The organism is Paenibacillus sp. IHB B 3084 (genome assembly GCF_001447315.1).
Classification (GTDB): Bacteria; Bacillota; Bacilli; order Paenibacillales; family Paenibacillaceae; genus Paenibacillus.
On record NZ_CP013204.1, the window covers coordinates 90,803 to 115,513 of the forward strand.

20 protein-coding genes and 5 pseudogenes are annotated in these 24,711 nt (G+C 43.0%); 15 read left to right on the forward strand and 10 right to left on the reverse strand.

The features are described from left to right. Window positions 1–5 precede the first annotated feature (5 nt). From nikB to ASL14_RS25890, 3 genes and pseudogenes are all read right to left on the reverse strand, one after another. Window positions 6–948: pseudogene (gene nikB, locus ASL14_RS25880) on the reverse strand (nickel ABC transporter permease). Window position 949: 1 nt separating this feature from the next. After that, the gene (gene nikA / locus ASL14_RS25885) at window positions 950–2,467 is read right to left on the reverse strand and encodes a nickel ABC transporter substrate-binding protein (RefSeq protein ID WP_134914687.1); all 1,518 of its coding nucleotides are present in this window, start codon (window positions 2,465–2,467) and stop codon (window positions 950–952) included. Window positions 2,468–2,673: 206 nt separating this feature from the next. Further along, window positions 2,674–4,136: pseudogene (locus ASL14_RS25890) on the reverse strand (DHA2 family efflux MFS transporter permease subunit). A gap of 138 nt (window positions 4,137–4,274) precedes the next feature. Between ASL14_RS25890 and ASL14_RS25895 the strand changes: the two are divergent. After that, window positions 4,275–4,843: pseudogene (locus ASL14_RS25895) on the forward strand (TetR/AcrR family transcriptional regulator). A gap of 182 nt (window positions 4,844–5,025) precedes the next feature. Continuing rightward, window positions 5,026–5,277 carry a YolD-like family protein gene (locus ASL14_RS25900; protein WP_134914688.1) on the forward strand — a complete coding sequence of 84 codons (252 nt, stop codon included), beginning with the start codon at window positions 5,026–5,028 and terminating at the stop codon, window positions 5,275–5,277. Window positions 5,278–5,489: 212 nt separating this feature from the next. Here ASL14_RS25900 and ASL14_RS25905 read toward each other — a convergent pair whose 3' ends face one another. Further along, on the reverse strand, window positions 5,490–5,819 hold the full coding sequence (locus ASL14_RS25905) for a DUF3817 domain-containing protein (RefSeq protein WP_134914689.1): 330 nt from the start codon (window positions 5,817–5,819) through the stop codon (window positions 5,490–5,492). Between the two features lie 537 nt (window positions 5,820–6,356). Between ASL14_RS25905 and ASL14_RS25910 the strand changes: the two genes are divergently transcribed. Together ASL14_RS25910 and ASL14_RS25915 are read left to right on the forward strand one after the other, a co-directional pair. After that, window positions 6,357–8,378 carry an oxidoreductase gene (locus tag ASL14_RS25910; protein ID WP_134914690.1) on the forward strand — a complete coding sequence of 674 codons (2,022 nt, stop codon included), beginning with the start codon at window positions 6,357–6,359 and terminating at the stop codon, window positions 8,376–8,378. A gap of 198 nt (window positions 8,379–8,576) precedes the next feature. Then, on the forward strand, window positions 8,577–9,494 hold the full coding sequence (locus ASL14_RS25915; RefSeq protein ID WP_134914691.1) for an aminoglycoside phosphotransferase family protein: 918 nt from the start codon (window positions 8,577–8,579) through the stop codon (window positions 9,492–9,494). Window positions 9,495–9,706: 212 nt separating this feature from the next. On the opposite strand, the gene ASL14_RS25920 is transcribed toward ASL14_RS25915, so the two are convergent. Further along, window positions 9,707–10,138: a hypothetical protein gene (locus ASL14_RS25920; RefSeq protein WP_134914692.1), complete on the reverse strand. Its 432-nt coding sequence runs from the start codon at window positions 10,136–10,138 to the stop codon at window positions 9,707–9,709. Window positions 10,139–10,683: 545 nt separating this feature from the next. Here ASL14_RS25920 and ASL14_RS29415 point away from each other — a divergent pair. From ASL14_RS29415 to ASL14_RS25940, 3 genes and pseudogenes are all read left to right on the forward strand, one after another. Next, window positions 10,684–11,666: pseudogene (locus ASL14_RS29415) on the forward strand (ABC transporter substrate-binding protein). 34 nt (window positions 11,667–11,700) lie between these two features. Beyond that, a complete protein-coding gene (locus ASL14_RS25935) occupies window positions 11,701–12,726 on the forward strand; it encodes a FecCD family ABC transporter permease (protein ID WP_134914693.1) in 1,026 nt (341 codons plus the stop codon). Beyond that, a complete protein-coding gene (locus tag ASL14_RS25940) occupies window positions 12,723–13,730 on the forward strand; it encodes a FecCD family ABC transporter permease (RefSeq protein ID WP_134914694.1) in 1,008 nt (335 codons plus the stop codon). Before ASL14_RS25935 ends, ASL14_RS25940 begins: the two co-directional genes overlap by 4 nt. A 275-nt stretch (window positions 13,731–14,005) precedes the next feature. Here ASL14_RS25940 and ASL14_RS25945 read toward each other — a convergent pair whose 3' ends face one another. Next, entirely contained in the window at window positions 14,006–14,581 is a 576-nt protein-coding gene (locus tag ASL14_RS25945) for an NAD(P)H oxidoreductase (protein ID WP_134914695.1), read from the reverse strand. 234 nt (window positions 14,582–14,815) lie between these two features. Between ASL14_RS25945 and ASL14_RS25950 the strand changes: the two genes are divergently transcribed. Further along, a complete protein-coding gene (locus ASL14_RS25950) occupies window positions 14,816–15,187 on the forward strand; it encodes a winged helix-turn-helix transcriptional regulator (protein WP_104495721.1) in 372 nt (123 codons plus the stop codon). A gap of 101 nt (window positions 15,188–15,288) precedes the next feature. Here ASL14_RS25950 and ASL14_RS25955 read toward each other — a convergent pair whose 3' ends face one another. Further along, window positions 15,289–15,717, reverse strand: a complete 429-nt coding sequence (locus ASL14_RS25955; RefSeq protein WP_134914696.1) for a VOC family protein — start codon at window positions 15,715–15,717, stop codon at window positions 15,289–15,291. 271 nt (window positions 15,718–15,988) lie between these two features. Between ASL14_RS25955 and ASL14_RS25960 the strand changes: the two genes are divergently transcribed. The 4 genes from ASL14_RS25960 (at window position 15,989) to ASL14_RS25975 (ending at window position 18,887) form a co-directional block, all read left to right on the forward strand. After that, window positions 15,989–16,186 (forward strand): DUF3934 family protein, encoded by a 198-nt coding sequence (locus ASL14_RS25960; protein ID WP_134914697.1) that lies wholly within the window; start codon window positions 15,989–15,991, stop codon window positions 16,184–16,186. 139 nt (window positions 16,187–16,325) lie between these two features. Next, window positions 16,326–17,018, forward strand: coding sequence for a pseudouridine synthase (locus ASL14_RS25965; protein WP_134914698.1), 693 nt, complete (start codon window positions 16,326–16,328; stop codon window positions 17,016–17,018). Window positions 17,019–17,183: 165 nt separating this feature from the next. After that, a complete protein-coding gene (locus tag ASL14_RS25970; protein WP_134914699.1) occupies window positions 17,184–17,561 on the forward strand; it encodes a VOC family protein in 378 nt (125 codons plus the stop codon). Between the two features lie 483 nt (window positions 17,562–18,044). Next, complete coding sequence (locus ASL14_RS25975; RefSeq protein ID WP_134914700.1) at window positions 18,045–18,887, forward strand: alpha/beta fold macrolide esterase; 843 nt, start codon at window positions 18,045–18,047, stop codon at window positions 18,885–18,887. A 251-nt stretch (window positions 18,888–19,138) separates the two neighbouring features. Here ASL14_RS25975 and ASL14_RS25980 read toward each other — a convergent pair whose 3' ends face one another. Further along, window positions 19,139–19,960, reverse strand: coding sequence for an SDR family oxidoreductase (locus ASL14_RS25980; RefSeq protein ID WP_134914701.1), 822 nt, complete (start codon window positions 19,958–19,960; stop codon window positions 19,139–19,141). A 169-nt stretch (window positions 19,961–20,129) separates the two neighbouring features. On the opposite strand from ASL14_RS25980, the gene ASL14_RS25985 reads away from it, so the two are divergent. Further along, window positions 20,130–20,564, forward strand: a complete 435-nt coding sequence (locus ASL14_RS25985) for a MerR family transcriptional regulator (RefSeq protein ID WP_134914702.1) — start codon at window positions 20,130–20,132, stop codon at window positions 20,562–20,564. On the opposite strand, the gene ASL14_RS25990 is transcribed toward ASL14_RS25985, so the two are convergent. Beyond that, complete coding sequence (locus tag ASL14_RS25990; RefSeq protein ID WP_134913242.1) at window positions 20,525–21,481, reverse strand: IS30 family transposase; 957 nt, start codon at window positions 21,479–21,481, stop codon at window positions 20,525–20,527. The two genes, ASL14_RS25985 and ASL14_RS25990, sit on opposite strands and share 40 nt — an antisense overlap. A 138-nt stretch (window positions 21,482–21,619) precedes the next feature. Here ASL14_RS25990 and ASL14_RS25995 point away from each other — a divergent pair, with 138 nt between their 5' ends. Continuing rightward, on the forward strand, window positions 21,620–22,039 hold the full coding sequence (locus ASL14_RS25995) for a MerR family transcriptional regulator (RefSeq protein ID WP_134914703.1): 420 nt from the start codon (window positions 21,620–21,622) through the stop codon (window positions 22,037–22,039). 212 nt (window positions 22,040–22,251) lie between these two features. Here ASL14_RS25995 and ASL14_RS26000 read toward each other — a convergent pair whose 3' ends face one another. Beyond that, the gene (locus ASL14_RS26000; RefSeq protein WP_134914704.1) at window positions 22,252–22,854 is read right to left on the reverse strand and encodes a TetR/AcrR family transcriptional regulator; all 603 of its coding nucleotides are present in this window, start codon (window positions 22,852–22,854) and stop codon (window positions 22,252–22,254) included. A 188-nt stretch (window positions 22,855–23,042) separates the two neighbouring features. Between ASL14_RS26000 and ASL14_RS26005 the strand changes: the two are divergent. After that, window positions 23,043–24,246, forward strand: a pseudogene (locus ASL14_RS26005) (MFS transporter). The last annotated feature ends 465 nt before the right edge of the window (window positions 24,247–24,711 follow it).

The following is a 24,711-nucleotide window of genomic DNA, read 5'->3' on the forward strand; positions in this document are numbered from 1 at the left end:
ATTTATCATGATAAACGTTTCTCCTTCAAAGCGATTTCAGGATTGACCCAACGGTAGGACAGCTCTACCAAAATATTGATACATACAATGAACATGGCCATAAATACGGTATAGCCCTGAATAATGGGGTAATCTCTTGCGGCAATAGCATCTACAATCCATTTGCCCAGCCCCGGATAGGCGAATAGCACTTCAATCACGACCGTGCCTCCCAGTAGGCTGCCTATACTCTCACTGAATACCGTTATGAGTGGAACAAGACTGTGACGGAACATGTGTCTGAAAAAATGCGAACTGGGCTGATTCCACGGGCTTGTGCCGCTTTGATAAAATCTTGCCCCGAGCTTTCAATCAGACTTGCGCGGATCATTCGTACATAGACGGCCGCCATTGCTAATCCCAAGGTAAGGGAAGGGAGTACCAAATGAAAAATGGTTCCTTCACCCATAGACGGCAAAATGCGCAATTTAACCGCAAACCACTCGATAAACAAAAGACCCAGCCAAAAACTGGGAATCGAGGAACCGATTAAGGCAAACACGCGACTGGCACTGTCAATCCAGCGATTACGGTACAGCGCAGCCATCGTTCCCAACGGGAGAGCTATCAGCAGCATAATGAACAGAGAGCCTCCGGTCAGCAGAAGTGTATAAGGCAGTTTTTCCATAAACTCTGTAAATACCGGACGATGGGTTAAATAAGATTGTCCAAAATCAAACTGAAGCAACTGAACCAGCCACTTACCATATTGCACAGGTAATGGCTGATCCAGCCCCAGTTGGCTGCGCATATCCGCAATTTGCTGATTGGACACTGCTACATCATCTACTCGGAGAATGCTCCGGACGGGTCGCCCGGAACAAGCTTAAGCAGACAGAAGCTCACAAAGGAAAGAATAAGAAAGAACAATACAAGTTCAAGAAACTTTTTGGCGATGGATTTGAGCATGCTAGTTCACATCCAGGTCCTGGGTCAGCAGGTAGTATTCACTTTGGCTTGTTACCCAGTTAAGTACGTAATTGCGATAGGCCACTACGTTGTTGGGATGGACCAAAAAGGATTGCAGATTTTCTTGGTCAATCAGCGTGACAGCCTTCAGCGCCAGCTTGTTGCGTTGTTCCTCATTCACGGTTGTGTTCAGTTGTGTAATCATACCCGCGAGTTCTGGTACATGCACATGCCCATAATTCAGTGCTCCTTCAGGCATGTAAGCGGCATTCAGAAAATAGCTTGCATCGCCGCGCGGGGCTGTAATGCTACTATAAGTCGCTAAATCCCAATCCTGATGAGCGGCAAGATATTCGTCAATATTATCAACCTGACGGATATCAATCGTAATGCCGAGCTCCTTAGCGTTAGCCTGAATCAGTTGTGAAATGAGTGGAAGCTCCGCTCTCGACTGGTAAGTTAACAATGTGAGATGAAGTGGCTTGCCGTCGGGGTTCGTAACTTTTCCGCTCTGCACCGTATATCCAGCTTGCTTGAAGCCTTCTCGTGCGGCATTCAACTCAAACTTTCTCGTAATATATTTCGGTGAAAAAGGAAAGTCCGACAAGAACGGGCCTTGAGCAGGGGTTCCCTGACCAGACATGATACCGTTGGCAATCTCATCCCGATGGATCAGGTTATCGAATGCTTTACGCACAGGCGTCTTTTTCAGATCATTATTGTTCATATTGTAAATAAGTTGATGCGTCCGCAGACTAGGAAGAGAATCAACCTTAACGGTGGAATCAGCTTTCAGCAGTTCCAGACTTTCAATTGGCGGACGGTACACAATATCGGCAGTTTTGGCTTGAAAAGCAAGCTGACGTGCATTGGCGTCTTCGTTAAACATGAACTTCGCATGCTTCAACTTTACTTCACCGTTCCAATATTGATCGTTGCGATCCAAATTCAGTTCACTTCCGGCACGGAAACTGACAACCTTGAACGGTCCCGTTCCCGATGGGAAGTCACCTGTAGCTGTGGTGTCTATAATAGCGGTATTCGGATGAACCAGCTCAGATACAAATTCCGGGAAAGGCTTATCTGTCGTAATACTCAAAATCTGTCCGTCTGCATGAATATCACGGATATGCAGCGCATTTTTGACCGATGGATTGAGCTTCTGTGCTCTTTCCAAGGATGCTTTGACAGCAGCGGCATCGACGGCTTTACCGCTATGGAAATTCACGCCCGGTCGGATGTTGAAGGTCCAGTGCTGTCCGTCCTTGCTGTTCCATTTCTCTGCAAGCCAAGCTTCCAGCTTGAGATCCTTGTTCACTTTGATCAGTGTTTCACCTACTCCAGCACGAACGGCTGTGTAATTTACATCCGCATGAGGATCTATAGAAGGGCTTTGCACATTGAACAATAAGGTCACACTTTTATCTTGTGGTGCAGCCGATGGAGATGAAGCGCATGCTGCCATTATCACCACCATTACCGCAGGTATAAATAGTTTAAAATACGTTCGCTTAAACAACAGGGAATCCTCCTTAATAGTAATCGTAATTTTTACACTTTACTCCATGAATCATATCGTAACCAAATGGGGGAGCTTTGTAAATATGTAATTGTATGAATATGTATATAGAGTTATAAGAAAAGGCTGCTAACCAATAGTGAGTTGGTTAGCAGCCTTTAAGTTTTTTAAGATATTTTTAGTTTGAGATATAAAGAATTTATTAATTAATGCATGGGAGCTTTAGCAGTGCCATGCTCAACATGAACTCTACGGATGAAAAACGCAAGGATCAACCCGATCACACTGATGATCATCGCAAAGAAAAATGAATTCTGAGATCCGATTGCCATAGCATTCGCCAATTCTTCTACAGATTTCGGCATGCTGGATTGGCTCAAATAGCTGTCCATGCCTTTGGAGAGAATGCTTACCGCTACGGCTGTACCGATTGCACCAGCGACTTGTTGGAGCGTGCTCATAATGGCAGTTCCGTCTGGGTATAGATCCATGGGTAGCTGGTTTAGGCCGTTTGTCTGAGCAGGCATCATGATCATGGAAATACCGATCATCAGGCAGCTATGCAAGACAATAATGAGTACAATAGCTGATGTCGTCGTAATGCCTGACAGGAAAAACAAGACAGCGGCAACGATCACAAGTCCCGGAATAACGAGCCATTTTGGACCGAATTTATCGAACAGGGAGCCCATGATGGGTGACAACAGACCGTTGATAATTCCGCCGGGCAGAAGCACCAATCCTGCGGACAGAGCGGACAGGGCCAGCCCTTTTTGCAAAAAGAGCGGGAGAATCAGCATTGTAGAAAGGATCGTCATCATACACAGGAAAACCATCACAACGCCGATAACAAACATCGGATATTTAAAGACGCGCAAATTCAACATCGGTTGCTTCATTTTCAACTGGCGTACAGAGAACAGAATCAAAGATACCAAGCCGATGATCAGAGGGAGCAAAACAACCGGGCTAGCCCAGCCTTCGCCGCCTTCTCCAGATTTACTGAAACCGAACACAACGCCACCGAAGCCAATGGAAGACAGTAGAATAGATAAAACGTCAATTTTCGGTTTTGTAATCTCCGAAACATTTTGCATAAACAAGATACCGCAAATCAGCGAAAGAATCAGAAACGGAAGGGAGATCCAGAAAATCCAGTGCCAGGACAGATTTTGCAGCACCAGACCCGCAATCGTAGGTCCAACCGCAGGAGCAAACATAATAACCAATCCGATGATCCCCATAGCTGCGCCTCTCTTTTCAGCCGGGAAAATGATCAAAATGGTGTTAAACATCAACGGCAATAAGAGCGCCGTACCGACGGCTTGAAGAATGCGAGCGATCAATAACACCGTAAAGCTTGGTGCTAACGCAGCAACGAGACAACCCGCAATAGAGAACAGCAGTGATGTGACGAAAAGCTGTCTTGTCGTAAAGGTTTGAAGCAGCAAGCCCGATACAGGTACCAAAATACCGAGTGTCAGCAGAAAGGCCGTGGTCAGCCATTGGGCTGTTGCTGTTGTAATGTGCAAATCTGCATCAAATCATTCAGCGCAATGTTCAACGCCGTTTCACTGAACATTCCGATAAAGCCGCTAAGCAGCAGGGCAATCATAATAGGCATCACCTTGAATGTCTTAGGATCAGATGGAGCGCTTGTTTGACTCATTGTACTCATGTTGTTTTTGTTCCTCCAATAAAATTGATGGGTATTGTATTATAGTGATCGGTCTATATATAATAAACATGAAGTTATTTTTTGTCAAAATAAAAATTGTAAATATTATATTAATGAAGGATGCTGTATATGGCTGCTAAACCCGAATCATATGAAAATATTGTACAAACCGCTTCGAGGCTCTTTTTTCATCAGGGCTACCACGCTACCGGACTCAATCAGATTCTTGCGGAGAGTGGCTCACCGAAAGGCTCGCTTTATTATTATTTTCCGCGTGGCAAAGAGGAATTGGCTTTGGAGTGCATCAGAAGAGGGAATGAGTTTATTAAGAAAAGTTGAAAGAAACGCTATCAGGGAACGAGGACCCTGTGCTCGCCATACAGGATTTCATCCGCAATACAGCGGAGGAAGCGGACCAAACGAACTTTAATGGCTTTATGCCTATGGGATTTTGGGCTGCTGCGGAAACTTCCTGCATCAGCGAATCGTTGCGGCGTGCCTGTGTGAATACGTTTACAGATTGGCAACATATCTATATGGAACGTCTTCAGACAGCGGGATGGACGGAGGAAAAGGCACATAGTCTGGCGGTACTTATTATTTCCATGCTGGAAGGAGCCTTAATTCTGGCCCTTACTCAGCAGAGCAGCGCACCTATTTATAATGTAGCCGAATACATTCCACAGCTGATCAAATAAAAAGGATATGGAATTGCTTCCTGGCTGACAAGCTTTGAGAACCGATTTTCTTGTTCGTGAGAAAATCGGTTCTTTTTTATACGCAAGTGACACGATTTAACTCAGATTACCAGCACCAAATGATGAAAAGTATGGTAAAATAGAATGAATTTGATTTTGCAGTAAAGGAAGGGTGAAAGCAAGTGGCAAAGGCGAAGGTGGCCAAACGGCCTACCCGGGATGAATTTGTGCTGGAGGAAATCGGGAACCAGCTTGCAGAAGCACAGCAAGAGCAATCCGAAGTCGTGTTGACCGTATGGGGACGTCAAGAAACAACCCGCGGGCAGATCGTCAAAATGGACTCGAGAACGGGCAGGGTTCATGTAGAGAGTAATGGTGAAACGGACAAAGTTCCTTTTATGGACATTATGAGTGTAAATTACCCAAGAGATTAGTGGGGGATTTGTCTATAAGATTACATAATATAAAGGAATGAAATCATGACAAAGTGGGGCGCCCCTTTTTCAATCTCCGTCAGATGACTATTATGAAAGCTTGGATAATTTCAGAAAATAACATTTTACAGTACCAAATAAAAACACGGCTTTCCAAGGTTACAGAGGCCCTGGAAAGCCGTGTTTTTACGTAAAATTATTTTTGTATGTGCCTATGTAGCTTTAACAGGAGTAGCATGATCCATACGCGCTTCCGCCTTCTTCAGCACCTTACGGTCAAAGATGAAAGGACCGAACGGCAGCAGCGAGGCAATCAAAGCTATAAGCCCTTGTAATACCGTCAATTTGCGAAAAATCAACATGGCTACAATTGCAACTACATAAGCCACGAACAGTACCCCATGGATCATCCCCACCCAGCTTACCATTTGCGGCATCCCGGCTGCGTATTTAAGCGGCATAGCGATACATACAAGCAGCAGATATGAAATCGCTTCAATGTTACCAATGACGCCAAACGTCTTAAAAGCATTTTTAAACATGAATAAACCTCCCTATTCTTATTCCTATTACTTAAAATTTAATATAGCCTATAAAACGCTTTGGTTAAACGGTAGAAAGTTACGATATATCGAATATTTACAGCTTTTTCTTCGTTTTAGAGGATAATACCCCGAAGTTATGTCTGGATTTTCACATTTACATGAATGGATTTAAAGCTTAGACTGGGCTGCTGGACAGATACGTGAGTGAAGGATGGATAGAGCGTGTACGCTTCGACTTCAAAAGAACAGATAAGCAGGTAGGTAATGGGATATAAGCATGATCTTTGTTTACACAAAAGAGACAGTTCTTACAAGCTTGTTCCTCTTTTAACTCAATCTATAGATTGAAACTATGATTCGATGCATAAAATAGCATTAGAATTTATAGATCAGGTGATATAAAATCAAGTCATAAGGAATGATCGTACCAACAAACATTTGATATTCCTAAAAGTGAAAAAAATCACATATGAGAATGTTTTACTAAAATTTAAAATGAACATGAAATCTGCAAACTCGCAAGGAGGAAGAACAATGAACCACTATCCTGCTATTTTTGAACCTCTGACAATACGGCGCATGACCTTGAAAAACCGGGTTGTTATGCCCCCGATGGGAACTAACTTTGCTGCCATGGACGGAAGCTTTGTTCAGGATCATATTGACTATTACGTGCAACGGGCCAAAGGTGGTACTGGTCTGATAACAGTAGAAAATGTTTGTTTGGATTTCCCAATGGGTACGAACGGAACAACCCAGCTGCGTATGGATAACGATCAGTTTATTCCCGGACTGTTTAGACTAACAGAAGCCCTGCACTCCTATGGAGCTTGCGTCTCTGTCCAAATTAACCATGCGGGTGCTTCGGCCTATGCTGGACGATTGAATGGAGTTCAACCCGTATCTTCTTCGAATATTCCTTCTAAAAAAGGTGGAGCGATTCCAAGACCTTTGCAAAAAGAAGAAATTTACGCCATTGTGCGCAAATACGGAGAAGCAGCAGGAAGAGCGCAACGGGCCGGCTTTGACTGTGTGGAAATTCATGCAGGTCATTCCTACTTGCTGAGTCAGTTTCTTTCGCCGATGTATAATAAACGTACGGATGAATTTGGCGGCAGCGCAGAAAACCGTACCCGTTTTGCCAGATTAGTCATTGATGAAATTCGTTCGGTAGTGGGCCCATTCTTCCCTATTTGCTTACGTTTTAGTGCGGAAGAGTTCACAGAAGATGGGAACACACTGGAAGATACACTGGAGTTACTGGAGTATCTTAATGATGAGGTAGATATTCTGAACGTTTCTGCTGCTCTGAATGATTCCATTCAGTTCCAGATTGACGGGATGAACCTGCCGGATGGTTGGCGCTCTTATATGGCCAAAGCGGTAAAAGAAAAATTCGGTAAGGTCACGATGACCTCAGGTAATATTCGGAGTCCACAAGCTGCGCAGGATATTTTGGAAAGAGGTGACGCCGATCTTCTGGCTATGGGTAGAGGCTTGATTGCAGAACCGAACTGGGTGCTTAAAGTGCAGAACGGCTACGAGCATTTGCTTAGAAAATGCATTTCCTGCAACATCGGCTGTGCCGATCATCGCATTTCCAAGAGCAAACCGATTTGCTGTACTGTAAATCCTGACCTGTTCAAGGAAGCTGAATACCGGAAACAACGCGTTAGGAATAACGTCCAAGTTGTTGTTATTGGTGGGGGGACCGCTGGGATGGAAGCAGCATGTACGGCAGCCGAAGTAGGCTGCAAAGTAACCCTCTTTGAAGAAAAACCAGAACTGGGTGGCTTGGCTCGTGATATTGCCCGCTTGCCGGACAAAACGCGTATCAATGATTTCCCAGATTATCTGATTCAACGCACCAAACAACTGACCAATCTGGATACTATCACAGGAACCCAAGCAGATCTGGCGATGATTACTGCTTTGAATCCTGATATTATTGTCAATGCAACGGGGGCCACACCACTGCTTCCACCAATTGCAGGTCTGCATGCTCAACTGGGCAAACCGGGCACAAAAGTATTCTCTATCTTTGATCTTTTGCACAACATGGAGAACTTCCAGGAGTTTGAAGGCAAACGCATTGCTGTAGTCGGTGGCGGAGCCGTGGGATTGGACGTTGTCGAATATTACGCAGAGCGTGGCGCTCAAGAAGTTTCCATTATTGAGATGATGCCCTTACTGGGCAAAGATCTGGATATGATTACCCGGATTTCCATGATGAAAATGGTGGAAGAGCGGGAAGTGAACGTTCATACGGAAACTGCTTTGACAGAAGTGTGCAGCGACCGTTTCAAAGTAAAACACGGAGAACAGGAGTTTGAGATTCCTTTTGACCTCGGTTTCGTATGCTTGGGTATGCGTTCATTCAGTCCGCTTATGGACAGCTTGCTCGAATATGGTAAGGAACATCAAGTAGAAGTCGTTAATATCGGGGATAGCAAACAAGCTCGTCGTATTATTGATGGCACCCGTGAAGGCCGGAATATTCTGAAAACCATTCAGCGGGTAGACGAATTTAAAAATGAGTTTTCTTATTCTTACTAATCTGGCGGTACAAAGTGATGGGTATTCACTATGACAGCTCATTTAATTTTAAGGTTGAAGAGACAGCATTGTCTTTTCAGCCTTTTTTATTTGGCATTTATCCTAGTAAGAAGATTGATTCCTCTGTCATTTTAAAGGTAAACTATGGAAAGCATATATTAGTAAGTAAGGCTATTTTAACGTGGGAGGTGTCATAACTTGAATCAAATCTTTAGTGAAATCCCGGGCTTCAGTACGTGGAGTAATGTGGAAGAGGTTCATAAAGGCTGGTCCAGTGACAAAAAATATTATATTCAAACCACTGACGGTAGGGACTTGCTGCTAAGAATAGCGGATATGGTTCATTATGATAAAAAGAAACGCGAGTTTGAAGCTGTAAAAAAACTGGATCATATAGAGAATATTTTAATGTCCCGGCCGCTTAATTTTGGGATTTGCAACAACGGACAGTCCGTATACTCCTTATTTACCTGGATCAAAGGGGAAGATGCTGAAAAGGTCATTCCCACGTTAAACGCAGCACAGCAATATCAACTTGGGGTGCAAGCAGGAGTAATATTAAGAAAAATGCACGAAATCCCTGCTGGGCAAGATCAAGCGCCATGGGCCGAATATTATAATGCCAAAATCAACAGATATATCACAAATTATAAAGCATGCGGTATTCCCTTTGAGGGAGCCGATCAAACCATTAGTTTTATTGAGCAACATCGCTATCTATTAGAAAATCGTCCCCAGACATTTCAGCATGGAGACTATCATGTGGGAAATATGGTAGTTACCCCATCTGGTGAACTGGGCATCATTGATTTTAATAGACTGGATTATGGTGATCCTTGGGAGGAATTCAATAGAATTACCTGGTGTGCAGGATTAAGTCCTTTGTTTGCTTCAGGTCGTATCCACGGTTATTTCAATAACGATGTGCCTGATGTATTTTTTAGATTAATGGCACTGTATATTGCGAGCAATCAGCTTTCATCGATCCACTGGGCAATCCAGTTTGGTAAAAAAGAAGTGGATGATATGGTTCATCGAGCTGAAGAGGTTTTGGAGGCGTATGATAACTTTCAAATTTACATACCCAAATGGTATTTGTCCAGTTACCGTGAGTAAGCTGAAAATATCATTGACATAAAATTCCTGATTAATTATGTTGAAACTAGACTTTATTCAGAAAAGAGGCCTATATATGTATGGATACAATACAACAGGTTGAAGAACATTTCTGTCTAACAAAGTAAAGGAATTATGTTTCTTAGCATAAATTGGCCTTGTAAAAACGAAGACCGCCGCTCCTGGAAGTGACGGTCTATTTTTGCGTTCTATTATTGTTTTTTGATCTTGTACGTAAATTCCCAAACTGCCTGATTGCCTGAATAGCGTCCGCGGTTTTCAGTGACAGTAACTCTTAGATTAACGGTAGAACCTTTGGCAGAAATGGTGGAGACTTTTACGTTTTTGCGGGCTTCGCCCTCGTCAGGGATTTTATCCTGTTCCTCGGCATAGGCATATAACTGAATACTACCGCCCGGTTTGACCTTGATCTTCACGCTGCTGCCTTCCTCAATGGATTTGCCGCCTGCTTGAGCAGCAATCGCCCATTCGTTGCCTACATGATCATTCGATACCAAGGTCGCCTGCTGGAACGTAACTACATAATTGGATGTTGCCGAAGCTGCGAGCGCGTACGTTCCGTTGAATAACAGGGATACTACTACCAATAGAATAGCCGCTGCTTTCGTCCATACTCTATTCATTCGCCTGTCTCCTCCAGTTTGAAATATAGATGGGAAAATCCCCTCTATTCTAATTATCGTTTGCACCAAAAAGAATTGTTAATAGTTGGTAAAAAATAAGTTTCACTTCTTATTGCAACACTAGTGATTTAATGATATTAAACGGTCATTCATGTATCGTTTATTTGTTTGATAAAATGAGTTGAAGATTGTGAAAGGAAGGGAAAATCTGATGAAAAAATGTATAGCGAACAAGAAATCATAGATCTGACTATTAAGCTGCTTGAACGAACTTCGATGTATGAAGACCAGTATGAGCAATATGTAAGTCGACCTTTCCGTACGGATTTTTACGATGATCTTAGCCCGTATGTACAAGTTGGCGAGCGGGGCTATACTCTTCTCATGTACGAAAGAGGAGTGCAAATGCTGAAGCAAAAAAAGTTAAAGAAACAGTTGACAATAACTCAGGTGAAATTTACAATTTATATTAGTGATAATGATTATCAATATCACTAATTTTAAGTATGTTTTGCACTTACTATATTTCAAAGGAGATTTACAACATGCATCGTATGATGAACAAGAAATTTCACATGATTTTATGTGCACTATTCGTAATGATCTTCGTTATTTCAGGGTGTGGTAATGCTGGCAGTTCCTCCGATTCATCTGCTAAACCTGCATCCTCCACGAAGGAAGAGGTAAGTAGTGATTCTGATACGCGTACAGTCTCTACGGTAAAAGGAGATGTTAAGGTGCCCGCTAATCCTCAACGGGTAGTGGTAAACTGGTATGTTGGCGATGTATTCACACTAGGGATCAAGCCAGCAGCGGTAATGGGCTGGAAACAAGAAACGATGCCTTTTTACGATAAGTTTAACGACATCCCCAATATTGAAAAGTGGGAAACCGAGGAAATTATGAAGTATGATCCGGATCTCATCATTACATATGATACAAGGATTATGATAAGCTGTCCAAAATTGCGCCTGTTCTCGTGGTGCCTGAGAATAAAATGACTTCTCTTGAACGGATCAAATTCCTCGGTCAGGCGACAGGTCATGAAGATGAAGCGGACAAGGCCATTGCACTCTTTGAAAGCAAGCTGAGTCAGGCGAAAGAGAAACTAAATTCCGACATATTCAAGGACAAAACGTTTAGCATTTTCGAGGACTGGGGTAGTGACTCCTACGGAGTATATTATGAAACAGGCTCACGTGGAGGAACGTTGCTTTACGATTATCTTGGACTTCACAAGCCGGAAAAACTCAATACGTTGGTTAAAAAGTCCGGAGAAGGTCGAGGCTCTTTATCCTATGAAGTAGCTGCTGAATATTTTGGAGATTACGTCCTCTGGTTCAAAAAAGAGGGGAAGGAATCCGAATATGCTAAAACGAAAATTTGGAGCAGTATCCCGGCAGTTAAAAATGGACACATCATTGAAATTCCAGCAGAATATGCGGGACTGTTCTATTATTCGGACGTTGCCAGTATGACAGGACAACTGGATTATATGATTAATAAATTACTGGACCAAGCGAAGTAACCGATGCATAATTGACCAACTAAGGGTGTAATTCATGTCTACTCACAAAGAACAAAGTAAAAAAGGAATGTTTCATTTTATAAGCTATATGATCGTGGGCGTGTCGCTGCTTTTCATGGTTACTGCAGCTTCGATTACCTTTGGTGCTGCGGAAATGAGCCTGAAGCTGGCGTGGGGTGCTGTATTTCAGTTTGATCCCAATATTACGGAACACCAGATTATTCACACCTTGCGTTTTCCGCGTACCGTGGCAGACATCATTGTAGGGTGCAGCTTGGCTGTGTGTGGGGCGATTATGCAGGGAACCACTCGCAATCCACTGGCGGATTCAGGGCTTATAGGGATTAGCTCTGGAGCGACATTTGCAATCGCATTATGTATGGCTTTTTTGCCTTGTCGTTCCTATGGAGAAACCATGCTGTACTCCTGTCTGGGTGCGGCAGTCACTACAGCGATTACGTATTACATCGCATCTATAGGCAAGCGAGGAATGACGCCTCAGCGCCTGGTGCTGGCAGGAATGTCCATCTCGATGCTTTTTGGTGCATTTAGCACTTTTATCGCCATTAAGTATGAGATTGGTCAAGCGCTTGATTATTGGTCTGCTGGTGGTACGGCCAGTGCTCAGTGGAACGAATTGGCTTTTATTGCACCATTGTTTGTATTGGGTTTGATCTGTGCTATCGCTCTTTCTCCCTCAATTACGATCTTGAGCTTTGGAGAGGATGTGGCATCAGGCTTGGGAATCCGCGCGAATAGGATCAAGGTTTTCTCAACTCTGATTGTATTAATCCTGACGGGGATATCGGTCATTGTCGTTGGTCCTGTTGGCTTTGTTGGGTTGATTGTGCCACACATCATGCGCCATTTGGTCGGAACGGACTACCGATATATTATCCCGGCCTCAGCTTTGTATGGAGCAGTCTTTCTGTTGGCGGCGGATTTACTGGGACGATTAATCAATCGCCCTCACGAAACACCCCTTGGCATTATTTTTGCGTTGGTGGGTGTACCCTATTTTCTCTACCTTGTGCGCAAGCAGAGGAGGGAGTTTAGTTGAAACTGTCCCGTAATACCAGGGGGATTAGCATTATTTTACTGTTAGTAGTGCTGACGCTGCTAGTGGCTGTACTCAGTATGAATGTTGGGAAAATGAACCTGTCTCCACTTGAAGTTTTCAAGGTCATCATTGGCGAAGGAACGAGCAAGCAGAACCTGATTGTGTTTGACTTTCGACTGCCCCGAATTGTGCTTTCTATATTGGTAGGTATAGGCATGGCCATATCGGGCTGTATTATGCAAAGTTTGCTCAAAAACGACATGGCCAGCCCAGGTACGCTGGGAATCAGCTCAGGCTCGGGTTTATTTGTACTTTTGTATATTACGTTATTCGCCAGTGATGGATTATTATCACCTGTTATTCTTCCAGGGCTGGCTTTTGCAGGCGGCCTTACGGCAGCATTTTTGATTTTTTTGTTCGCTTTCAGGCGGGGAAGAGACATCTCGCCTACGGGCTTAATTTTAACCGGTGTCGCTATGGGCAGTGGCTACAGCGCATTATCTCTGATGATGACACTCCGGCTAGACAAGCAACAGTATGACTTTGCTCTGCGATGGCAGGCTGGAGACCTGTGGGGGGACGACTGGAGCTATATTATGGTGCTGCTCCCGTGGGTGCTTATCCTTAGTTTTTACGCTTTTTACAGGTCGAACACGCTTAATACGTTGAATTTGGGAAATCAGACGGCATCGGGACTGGGTGTAGCGATTAAAAGGGAATTTATCGGCTTGACGATTGCTGCGGTGGCTCTAGCCTCCGGTAGCGTGGCACTTGGCGGGAATTTCTTTTTTGTAGGCATGGTCAGTCCCCATCTAGCGCGTAAGCTAGTAGGGCCCAATCATAAGCTGTTACTACCTACCACAGGATTAGTTGGTGCACTCGTCATTTTAATTGCTGACACACTTACGCGGACTATCAGCTTTGGTGCTGATATTCCAACGGGTATCATTATTACCATACTGGTTACCCCTTATTTCCTCTACTTGCTGTCAAAAGCCAGTTGAATGCACGATAAGTAAAAAAGGCGCTAACCATGTCCATGGAAAAAATGGCTAGGTTAGCGTCTTTTTTTGTTACTACTTAGGTCTCCTTGCGGAAAAACAATTCTTTCTCACATTCTGTTAGGGTTTCCGGCCTTCGTGTTGAAGGGTGAGGATTGTAAAAAATTTATTTGCTATAAAGCTGGACAATTATTGTGTGAAACACATTATCATTGTAGGAGTTTTGATATTTGGGCAAATAAGTTGTCACGATTGTTCAAACTCAGCCTACTTAAAGCCTAATCCTTGGCATAATTCAAACCCAAGTGATAAGCTTGATCCAGCAGCATTTCAAAATGACCGGAATTTGAACTCAGGGTCTCATCTAAGAATTCAACCTTGGAATTGGAAACCCCGCAATAATCTGCAATTCCCACATTCAGCAAATGAGTAATCATTTCATCATAGTTACGCTTTTTCAACTGTTCTTTCGAAACGCCGGCCAAGCCAAGCCACAAGATATGCTGATGATGCAGGTAATTCGAACCGTACGCAAACCCATTGTTCCATACACGGTCAATATAACCCTTCAGCATAGCTGGCAAATTCCACCACCAAAGTGGAAAAATAAATGCCAATGCATCATGCTCCTTCATCCGCCTTATTTCCATTTCTACTTCAGGGGAAAAGGACTGTTCCGCAACTGTCAAATCTGGTTCATCTACTCCTTTTAAAACAGGATCAAAACCAATCCCATGTAAATCCAATATCTCATAATCGTGGCCTGCATCGGCAAGACCCTGTACGAAACGATCAGCAACCTTAAAGGTCAAGGAATCTTTTCTCGGGTGTGAAACAACAGTTAATACTTTCATGCTTCTTCACTACCTTTCTCAATAGCTTACTTCTAGGAATGCTCAATGCTTGATGCTATTATATACAGTAGGAAAATAATCTGGAAGTACGCACTTTTAAGTTCTATAGGATGATACAGGTGCCATAGGAACATGGAAGTGCCCTAGGTAGATTCCCTAGAAACTGATCTGAGTAATGAATTGAAGTGATGGGTTGTTCTGAGCAAACGAAGCCTTCTAAAGGAGGATTAAGAAATGACTGAACAGACAAAAAATAGGGTTCAAAAGAAGTATCAAGTTGGAGTGGAAGCGGCTTTAGAGGTGATGGGAGGGAAATGGAAGCCTTTGATTATCTACCATCTGATGACAGGACGGAAACGAACGTCTGAGTTTCGTCGGTTAATACCCGGCATTACACAAAAAATGCTGACCACTCAGCTCAGAGGCCTAGAGAAGGATGAGATCGTTACACGAAAGGTTTATAATGAAATCCCTCCTAAAGTGGAGTATGAGTTAACGGACTACGGCTGGGGATTAAAACCCGCGCTAGACCATTTATGCTACTGGGGAGAGGATCACCTGGATAAGATCCATGGAGACAAATCCAAGGTTTTGGAAGAATTCTAAGGCTGCTGTATAGAGTAACTTCAAGCTAATATTAAGCCCTCACAAAGCATTCAATCAGAATAGCTTGTGAGGGCTTAACTGTCGTAGGTTAATATAACAGACTAACTGTCGGTCATTCCGTTATCATAGCTCAATTGCCACTCAATTCCGAACTTATCTTTAAGGCTACCGTAACATTTGCTCCAAAATGTTTCTTGAAGTTCCATGCTTACGGTTCCTCCTTCTTTTAATTTATGAAAGTACGATCGAATTTTCTCTTCGTCCTTATTGACGATGGCGAGGCTGATGTTGTTCCCATCCACAAAAGGCATACCAGGGAAAACGTCTGAAAACATTACATTACTACCATCAATTTGAAGCCGCGTGTGCATGACCAAATTTTTCGCTTCTTCCGGTAGAGGATAATCGGGGTTGGGCGGTGCTTCACCGAACGTCATGATTTGTGGTTTCTCAGTCCCAAATGCCTCTGCGTAAAACTCCGCTGCTTCACGACAATTTCCATTAAAGTTAAGATAAACATCAACAGACATGTGTTTCACTCCTTCAAGACTAAGTATTTAAAACATTCTATAGCTTCATATTTCATTATTACCTGTGCATAGGCAAAAATACTACAAATTCATGGATAAATCTAACGTGTATCGTTTAAAAGGACAGGTTTATGCGTATCTTTATTGTGTACAGCCTTTAGCCAGAGGAACGAGGTTATTTGTCGCTATTTTTAAATCAAGCAGGCATTATGTCCAAAGTAATGGTATGATAGCTTAGTTAAGTCTGAACGAAAACTATTGGAGTGATCACATGGGTGCAAAAAGTAAGGGCGGCGGAACAGGCAGAGGTACAGGTAGTAAGGGCTGGACACGCTGGAACAAAACAGCGAAGCCCGTCAGGGTAAAAAGCGCTTCTACAGGCGCACCGGGAAGCAAAGCGACAGGTGGCGCAAAAGGCGGTACTGTCAAACCAACCAGAAATAAAAGCGGCGGCAGCAGTAGCAAATAAGCCGGGCAAGCATAGTGCAGTCCTAAAAGGCGAACATCTGATTAAGCAAGAACAATCAGGTGTTTTTTTAGTCGGAAAAATAGTACAAGCTTCATTGTTTCATTTAGAACCCAATACTACAACCAGAAGCAGGTGGATTATGCGAATTAACAAGTACATAAGCGAAACCGGATTCTGCTCACGCCGGGAAACCAACAGATTGATTGCAGCAGGTCGAATTACGATAAATGGAAATGTTTGTGAAGCAGGTGCGGATGTAGAGCCACAGGATATTGTATTGATCGACGGGAAAGCCATTCCTACTAATCATAGCGAACCTGTATATTTAGCCCTGAATAAGCCTGTCGGCATTGTTTGTACGGCAGCGGAACAGGTCGCGGGCAATATTATTACGTATGTCAACTATCCTTCACGAATTTTTGCCATCGGCAGGCTGGATAAAGCGTCGGAGGGACTGGTTTTATTAACCAACGACGGAGGGATTGTGAATCAAATGATGCGCTCCGAGCATGGTCATGAGAAAGAATATGTAGTAACCGTGGACAAATCCGTTACAGACGAGTTTACGGGGGCCATGTCTCGCGGTGTCGAAATATTGGACGTCATCACCAAACCCTGTGAGGTATATTGGCAAAGCGAATATGAGTTTCGAATTATTTTAACCCAAGGTCTTAATCTACAAATCCGTAGAATGTGCAAGGCTTTGGGGTATAGGGTGCTGAAGCTGGAGCGGATCCGAATCATGAATATTACCTTGGACAAGCTGGAGCGGGGGCAATGGAGACATTTGGACGAAGGTGAGCTGGGGTTGCTTCTTTCTAAACTGAAATAAAACTATTGCCTGGACGAAAGGACAATATGGTTGCAAAGCTGGCATTCAGATAGAAAAGTGGCTTTAATAGCAGATGCCGACACGTTGCGGATCGATGAATAGCTACCACGATTTTATATCGTGTCATTTACTTTGTAGTATAACCTTGAAAAGGGGCTGATCATCATTAATATCTCTCGATTGGATCATTTGGTTTTGACTGTTAAAAATATGGATATAACCTGTAATTTTTATAGCCGAGTATTAGGGATGGAAATTATCACTTTTGGAGAGGGAAGAAAGGCACTTCACTTTGGACAACAGAAGATAAACCTGCATGAAGTAGGTAAAGAGTTTGAACCCAAAGCAAAAACACCCATGTCCGGTAGTGCTGATCTATGTTTTATAACAGATGTCCCGCTATCAGAAGTGATTGTACATTTGGATAGCTGTGGAATACCTATTGAAGAAGGTCCTGTTCATAGAATTGGAGCATTAGCTCCTATAACATCTGTGTATATTAGAGATCCTGATGGTAACCTGATAGAAATTTCGAACTATTAAATTAAACCCAACTCAAAGGCAGATTAGTATTAAATAGATTGAAAAATAAATGTAAGCAATAAGTTTGAGGACAATTTCCAAGTGTTGACATAGAAATTCACTATGTGATAGGATTGCTTTAATTGATAAGAACGGAGGGGTTACGTGTGCTAATCTAATTCTTCGATATTCTTTGCACAATGAATTAAATAGTGGATTAAGGCTATTGGTGTGCATAGTAATCGAAGAACGGTTTGCCTTCACGGTAACCTGGTTTAGTTATATGCGAATGGAGGCAGGGGCAACTCTATCCTCATTTTGTATAGACTGAATATAAAGAAAATGAAATGAACCTTGTTGATCTATCCGGTGTAGGACTGCGAGTCTATCATAAGATAATCACCATATTGCGTTCATTTCCAAATTCTTTTTTCGATTACTGTAGACACAGACTAATATTCTGTGTTTTTTTGTTTTATATAGCATTAGAGGGAGGAATTCTATATGAACGAACAACTCATAAAAATCGATGAAATAGAAATATGTGCCGACAGTTTCGGAAAGCGAGTTAACCCGGCAATATTACTGATTATGGGTGCCCAATCCTCACTGGTTTGGTGGGAAGAAGAATTCTGCCAGCGTTTAGCAGATACGGGGCGTTTTGTCGTTCGTTATGATAACCGAGATGTTGGACGTTCTACAACTTACGAACCTGGTCAACCGGACTATACTTTCGAAGACATGGCAGATGATGCCGTTCGAGTATTGGATGCTTATAAGATTGAGCAAGCGCATATCGTAGGGATGTCCATGGGCGGAATGGTGACTCAAATGATAGCTCTGCAGCATCAAGAGAGAGTCCTAACCGTTACCCTTTTAGCAACGTCCAATTTTGCTCCCGATCTTCCACGGATGGAGGAAAAGGTTATGGACTATTTCTCGAATATGGGAGCAATAGATTGGACGAATGAACAATCGGTGGTCGATTTTGTGATAGGTAGATCAAGAATTCTAGTAGGTTCAAAACACGCTTTCGATGAGAATAAAGTTTATAAATTGGCAAAAGAAGAATGGAAAAGAAGCAACAATATGGCCAGCATGAATAATCACGGCATGCTGTCAGGTGGAGAATCCTATCTAGCCAGAACGGGGGAAATAAATGTCCCTGCTCTGGTTATACACGGTACTGAAGATCCGATTATCCCTTATGAACACGGAAGAAATCTTGCTAACGAAATTCCGGGTGCGGTTTTACTGACATTGGAAGGTACCGGGCATGAGCTTCACTACGACGATTGGGATTTAATAATCGATTCTATCTCAAATCACACTTCGATACTCAATTAGGTCAGCTAATGTGTACGATAGTTCAATAAAACAGCGGCAGTCTAGGACTTTATATTCCCGTCCATGGTTGCCGCTGTTTCTATTACTTGGGGCAGTCTAATGTAGTGTAGTACTTAGGGAAATGGGCTATCTTGCCGCAAACATGACCTATCGCTTTTCTCTTCGCTATTCCCCGTTCAACTAATGCTAGTTCAACTAATGCTAGTTCAACTAACGTTTTCCGTTGGGTAATTAGCAAAACACATAAGGGGTTATACAAAATAATGCTTGTTTTCAATAACCCATTGAGTAAATGTTCTGGCTGGCTTGCCTGTAACTTGTTCTACTGTCGGTAGAACTGTGTATGCTCCTTTAGGAGGGTTTTTCCCCATCTCTATAATAAAGTATTCAATAAATTCATTGTCATAGCCTTTGCATTTCCACTCTTGTTTTACTTGTTCTTCTGTAATTTCAACAAGATCAATGTATTTATCTATAACTACAGAAATTTGTTTAACCATACTTCTTGGAGACAATACTTCTGGTCCTGTTAAATCATATGTTCGTTTACCATGGCCTTCTTCTGTTAGTGCCTTTACTGCGACATCAGCGATATCAGCTTCATGAATTCTAGCGCTTAAACTATCGGGGAAAGCCGTACGAATAATTCCTTCTTTTTGGATTGATTCTGTCCAACCACTGTAAAGTGAATTTTTCATAAATTCCACTGGCTTTAATAAAGTCCATTCCATTCCGCTATTTTTAATAACGTCTTCAATTAGGTTCCCTTCAAAATCTATCAGGGCTACAATTCTTGCAACATTAGCTTGTTTTGCCATCTGAATAATTCTTTTGTTTTTAATAAATTTTTCGTCCGATTGTTCACTCTGAGTGATCAGAAACAAGCTATCTATAGTATGGAGATGTGCTTTTATAGTTTCGGGAATATCAAGATCACCTAGAACTACTTGTGCTCCTTTAGGCAAGTTGCCTTCCTTCCTTGACAATGCCTTTACTTCTATATCTTTTGCAAGTAATTGTTCAACAATATGACTTCCCACACTTCCTGTTGCTCCTGTAACTAGAACTTTCATTCCTTATATCCTCCCAAGATTAATTATTTAGGTATTACTAAATTGCCAAGTAGCCTTTTTCGTAATATCCACTGTAATTCGAATAGATACTCCTCATGGTCTACTGCTATTTGAAGGTTACTTGGTTATAATAAAGTGTGGTGTAACACCATAGTCAAGGAGGGATTTCATGGAGAATAATGTTCAAACTCATTTAACTTCAGGACAATTTGCAAAAGTGATGGGTGTTAGCAAGGATACTTTATTTCACTATGATCGACTTGGAATTCTTTCTCCCGAATTTAAAGCTGAAAATGGATATAGATATTATTCAATTAATCAAATTGATGTTTTTAAAGTGATTTCAATACTTAAAGAATTAGAAATACCATTAAAAGAGATAAAAGAATATTTAAATAAAAGGTCACCTCATGAGCTCATTGTCCTACTTGAGAAAGAAGAGGCAATGCTGAATTCAAAAATTAAACAACTGCAAAAAATGAAAAGTATAATATCAGAGAAGAAACGAATTACCCAAGCAGCAACTGAGATCATTTCAACTGATATTATTATTGAGACGGATTGTCAAGCCAAGTGCGACAGTTCCTGTGTGAAAGATTCGTGAGCGGTTTTCCACCCCAGACATTTTCGGGGGCGATGGTTGATTAAATCAAGCGAACGCTCCAATGCCACATCGGATACTTGGGCAAAGTCCGTACCTTTGGGAAAGCACTCTCGAAGCAAGCCGTTCGCATTCTCATTCGACCCTCTTTGCCAGGAAGAGTATGGGTCAGCAAAGTAGATCTGCACGTCATGTGTGGTTTCCAGGTTTGCATAACAGGCGAATTCTTTTCCTCGATCTGCAGTTGCGGTTTGAAACGCCCCAGCAGGGTACTGAGAAGCCGCTACGCCAAAGGCAATCTCCATCGACAATGCCGTGCGATCAGGCATTTGAACCGCGGTGTACAGACGGGTTTTCCGTTCAATGAAGGTCGCCACGCAGCCTTTGCTTTTCCCACGACCAGACACCACCGTATCTAGCTCCCAGTGTCCAAAGGTGTCCCGGGAACGCACCTCCTTGGGGCGTTCGGAAATCGACTTACCCACGGCAAACTTCCCTCGTTTTTCAGCGGGCTGCTGCCGTTTTCCTTTGTGCCGTAGCACCTTCACGTCCGCTCGGGCCAGGCGGCCTGCATAGAGCCAGCGATAGATGGTTTTGCAGCACACGGTGGGCTGGCCTTCTGTTCTAAAACGCTCCACGATCTGCTCAGGTGACCAAGTCGCATGCAACTTCTCTTCGAGCTCTACCGCTTGTTCCTCTGTCCATTTGCCTTGAGGTACAGAGGCTCTACGGCGCTGCTCGTAAGCATGTTGGGAGCGCTGTGCATTGTAGGACGCTAGCTCAGCATTCCGACGGATTTCTCGGCAAATGGTCGCATGATGTCGCCCCAGCTCCTCAGCGATGGCTCTTGAACTTTTCCCCTGCTGATGCAGGATTTCTAGCTTGCTTCGTTCGATTATGCTAAGATGTGTGTAGCTCATGGTGGATTCTCCTTGTGTGAATGTGGGTGTAGGAACTTTCATTCTACACGAATCCGGCCATGGGCCCTTTTTTATTTATTTCCAGCAGGTGTCGCACTTCATATTACAATCCGTCTTGAGGAAAAAAACGAGGAGTTTTTGGTAGTAACAGAGGCTGATCCTTACACAAATGATAAAAGCATTTACGATTGTATGATAAAACACGAAGAGTACTTGAACATTTATAGTATTGATGCTTCCCATACAGTAGGCTGGATGAGAGATACTAAAAGAGTCTTAGCAAATGAAACATTCAATTATGATTATCTTTTTACTAGAGTTAGTAAAAAATCAAATTATTCAAATTTTAAGCGAGAAAAAGGAACATATTTAATCGCGTACCATACAGAAGGATACTCGAGCGTATGTGACACTTATGATCGAATAATAAATTATGCTAAAGATAAGAGCATAGAATTACAGGGGTTTTTTTATGAGGATGTTTTGTTAGATGATCTTTCAGTTAGAGGTTATGAAGAGTATTTAATTAAGATCTCTGTTCAAATCTTAAAGATGTAGATCAGAAAACAAAGTAAACCCATTCCGGTACGGACGGAATTCCGCTGCAAAAAATAGATAGAGGTTTGCTAGTCGTTGTGGAAGAAGGGGATAGAGAGGCTATGCCGTTTTGAGAGTAGCAATCTTCCTGAATAAAAAGGCAAACTCTTTTTTAAGGAGATTGCCTTTTTCTATTTGTATTCCCTTATTGTATATGAAGACTGGGGCAAGTCTCAGGCACAAGTATCCCAAAGCTCCATCAATTTAGTTATGGCTGCATCAATGCTTTCTAGGGAGACACCATCTCTGGCTTCCGTAGATATACCTTCCAGAAAGGTAACGAATAGTGTAGTTAACATGCTAACATTTGTGGATTCTTGAAGTTCTCCGTTCTTGGTAGCTCGCTCAATACGAGCATAGAACTTGTTCCTTGTCACCGCTCTTTGCCTGATCAATAGTTCTCGAATATGAGTGTTTTCCGGCGAACATGTATTTGCAGACAATATGACCAAACAACCCAAGGGATGGGTCTGCTCAGTCTGCATGATTGCCGAGCTTCTTAAGGCTAATTCAATAGCTGTACGCGATGAAAGTGAATAGTCTGTAAGGCTTGCCGATACTTGTCCGAATGTAGCCAAATAATGGTTCAACGCTTCTGTGAATAGTGCGTCTTTTGATTCAAAAGCTGCATAAAAGCTGGCTGAGGAGATGCCACCCATCGCTTTTTTGAGTTGAGCCAAAGAGGTTGATTCAAATCCATGCTCCCAAAACAACATCATAGCTTGGGATATCGCTTCGTCACGACTGAATTTACGTGGTCTTCCGGTTCTAACCATGGAGTAGCCTCCTTTACCTTATACTTATATACTAATCGATCCAAAAGTAATTGACAAGACTAGAAGGCATCTTTAAAATATGGAATGATCGATCCATAAATAAAACATAAGGAGGTCAAATCACTGGCCACATTTGCTTGGTTTTCCGCTTGAACTTGTTTTGAAATCGATATTAAGGAGCTGTGCTAATGTCCAGCAATAACTCTTCTACTACTGCAAAGATTGCTTCTTCCGCCTCCTCTAAGCCCTTTCCCTGGCTTGGTCTGCTCGCTTTGGCTATGACAGGGTTCATCTGTATTATGACGGAAACTATTCCGGCTGGTTTGCTTCCACAAATAAGCAGGGGACTTTATATTTCAGAGGCAATGGCGGGTCAACTGGTCACTGTGTATGCCATCGGTTCCTTAGTGGCTGCCATCCCTGTAGCTATAGTTACCCGCAAATGGAGGAGGCGTCCATTGTTACTTCTGGCTATCTGCGGATTCCTGGTTTTAACAGTGTCACAGCTATTTCTTCCAGCTATATACTGACGCTGGCTGCCCGTCTGCTGGCAGGAGTTTCGGCTGGAGTTCTATGGGGATGATCGGTGGTTACGCTCTTCGCATGGTATCTGCTTCATTGAAGGGGAGGGGGATGGCAGTTGCCATGGTTGGAACGCCCATCGCCTTGGCTATTGGTGTCCCTGCGGGAACGTTTCTGGGGAACATCGTGGGTTGGCGTTCCGTTTTTGGAATCATGTCGCTACTGACAGTTATACTGATCGCCTGGGTGCTTTGGAAGGTGCCGGACTATCCGGGGCAATCCTCCGATAAGCAAGCTTCGATCTATGCAGTTTTCGTTACACCGGGTATTCGGCCCATACTATTGGTTGTACTGACCTGGATGACAGCCCATAATATTCTCTATACTTATATTGCTCCATTTCTTGCCTCCAATGGGATGGGTGAGAGAGTTGGTCTGGCGCTGGCTTTCTTTGGCATTGCTGCTCTCGTAGGTATATGGATAACTGGCGTATTCATCGACCGTTGGCTGCGTAAGCTTGTCCTTATTAGTCTTATTTCCTTCGTCTTTATTTCTATGGCCATAAGCTTTAGCAACTCCAATGTCCTTATGATTTATATCATTGTTACGGTATGGGGTTTAACTTTCGGCGGCGCAGCAACGCTGTTGCAAACGGCGCTTGCTCAGGCTGCAGGGGAGAGCAAAGTGGATATGGTCATGCCGATTAACACGACCGTATGGAATCTGGCTATCGCCGGCGGCGGGATGGCTGGGGGTATTTTACTTGAAACTTTTGGTGCGGGATCATTTTCATGGGCATTATTCACGCTCTTATTCCTTGCGCTTCTCGTGGCTTGGGGTGGCAAAAAGCATTCGTTCCCTCCACACTAACCTAGTAATTAGTGAAGGTTTTTTTAAAAAATTCGCTTGTTATGACTTCTAAAGTTAATGAGTAGAAGATGCTACCCCAAGGGCAGTTGCTATAAAATAAAGAGCATTGTCCAAGCCAATGTTGTCGACTGGGCAATGCTCTTTGTGTTTGCATTCGGTCATGCTATAAAAATGGAGCCAGCTTATTTTCCAAGAAGGGGTAATCGGATGATCAGGACCGAGTCATCGGCTACAGGGCTGGCGGAAACCTTTTGACCCAGATCCTCCGCCTTTTGATAGTGCTCTTTCACAATTTGGTCAGCTTCTTTTTCCTTGCCGAGTTCGGTACCCCTCATTCTAGCGATTTACAGGGATGCTTTCAATGAGAGTGGGGGAGAAGGTAGCTCAAACGAGCTTTTCAGCTATATATCGTGCCACTACGCAGTCGGATGATGCTTCCGAAGCGAGCTTCCTACGGAAAGCTTT

Coding starts and splice junctions, on each gene's coding strand:
- ASL14_RS25975 (WP_134914700.1), top strand. CDS start 18,045: ATGAACGAACAACTCATAAAAATCGATGAAATAGAAATATGTGCCGAC.
- ASL14_RS25990 (WP_134913242.1), bottom strand. CDS start 21,481: ATGAGCTACACACATCTTAGCATAATCGAACGAAGCAAGCTAGAAATC.
- ASL14_RS25920 (WP_134914692.1), bottom strand. CDS start 10,138: ATGAATAGAGTATGGACGAAAGCAGCGGCTATTCTATTGGTAGTAGTA.
- ASL14_RS25935 (WP_134914693.1), top strand. CDS start 11,701: ATGTCTACTCACAAAGAACAAAGTAAAAAAGGAATGTTTCATTTTATA.
- ASL14_RS25905 (WP_134914689.1), bottom strand. CDS start 5,819: ATGTTTAAAAATGCTTTTAAGACGTTTGGCGTCATTGGTAACATTGAA.
- ASL14_RS25985 (WP_134914702.1), top strand. CDS start 20,130: ATGGAGAATAATGTTCAAACTCATTTAACTTCAGGACAATTTGCAAAA.
- ASL14_RS25980 (WP_134914701.1), bottom strand. CDS start 19,960: ATGAAAGTTCTAGTTACAGGAGCAACAGGAAGTGTGGGAAGTCATATT.
- ASL14_RS26000 (WP_134914704.1), bottom strand. CDS start 22,854: ATGGTTAGAACCGGAAGACCACGTAAATTCAGTCGTGACGAAGCGATA.
- ASL14_RS25950 (WP_104495721.1), top strand. CDS start 14,816: ATGACTGAACAGACAAAAAATAGGGTTCAAAAGAAGTATCAAGTTGGA.
- ASL14_RS25965 (WP_134914698.1), top strand. CDS start 16,326: ATGCGAATTAACAAGTACATAAGCGAAACCGGATTCTGCTCACGCCGG.
- ASL14_RS25945 (WP_134914695.1), bottom strand. CDS start 14,581: ATGAAAGTATTAACTGTTGTTTCACACCCGAGAAAAGATTCCTTGACC.
- ASL14_RS25910 (WP_134914690.1), top strand. CDS start 6,357: ATGAACCACTATCCTGCTATTTTTGAACCTCTGACAATACGGCGCATG.
- ASL14_RS25955 (WP_134914696.1), bottom strand. CDS start 15,717: ATGTCTGTTGATGTTTATCTTAACTTTAATGGAAATTGTCGTGAAGCA.
- ASL14_RS25960 (WP_134914697.1), top strand. CDS start 15,989: ATGGGTGCAAAAAGTAAGGGCGGCGGAACAGGCAGAGGTACAGGTAGT.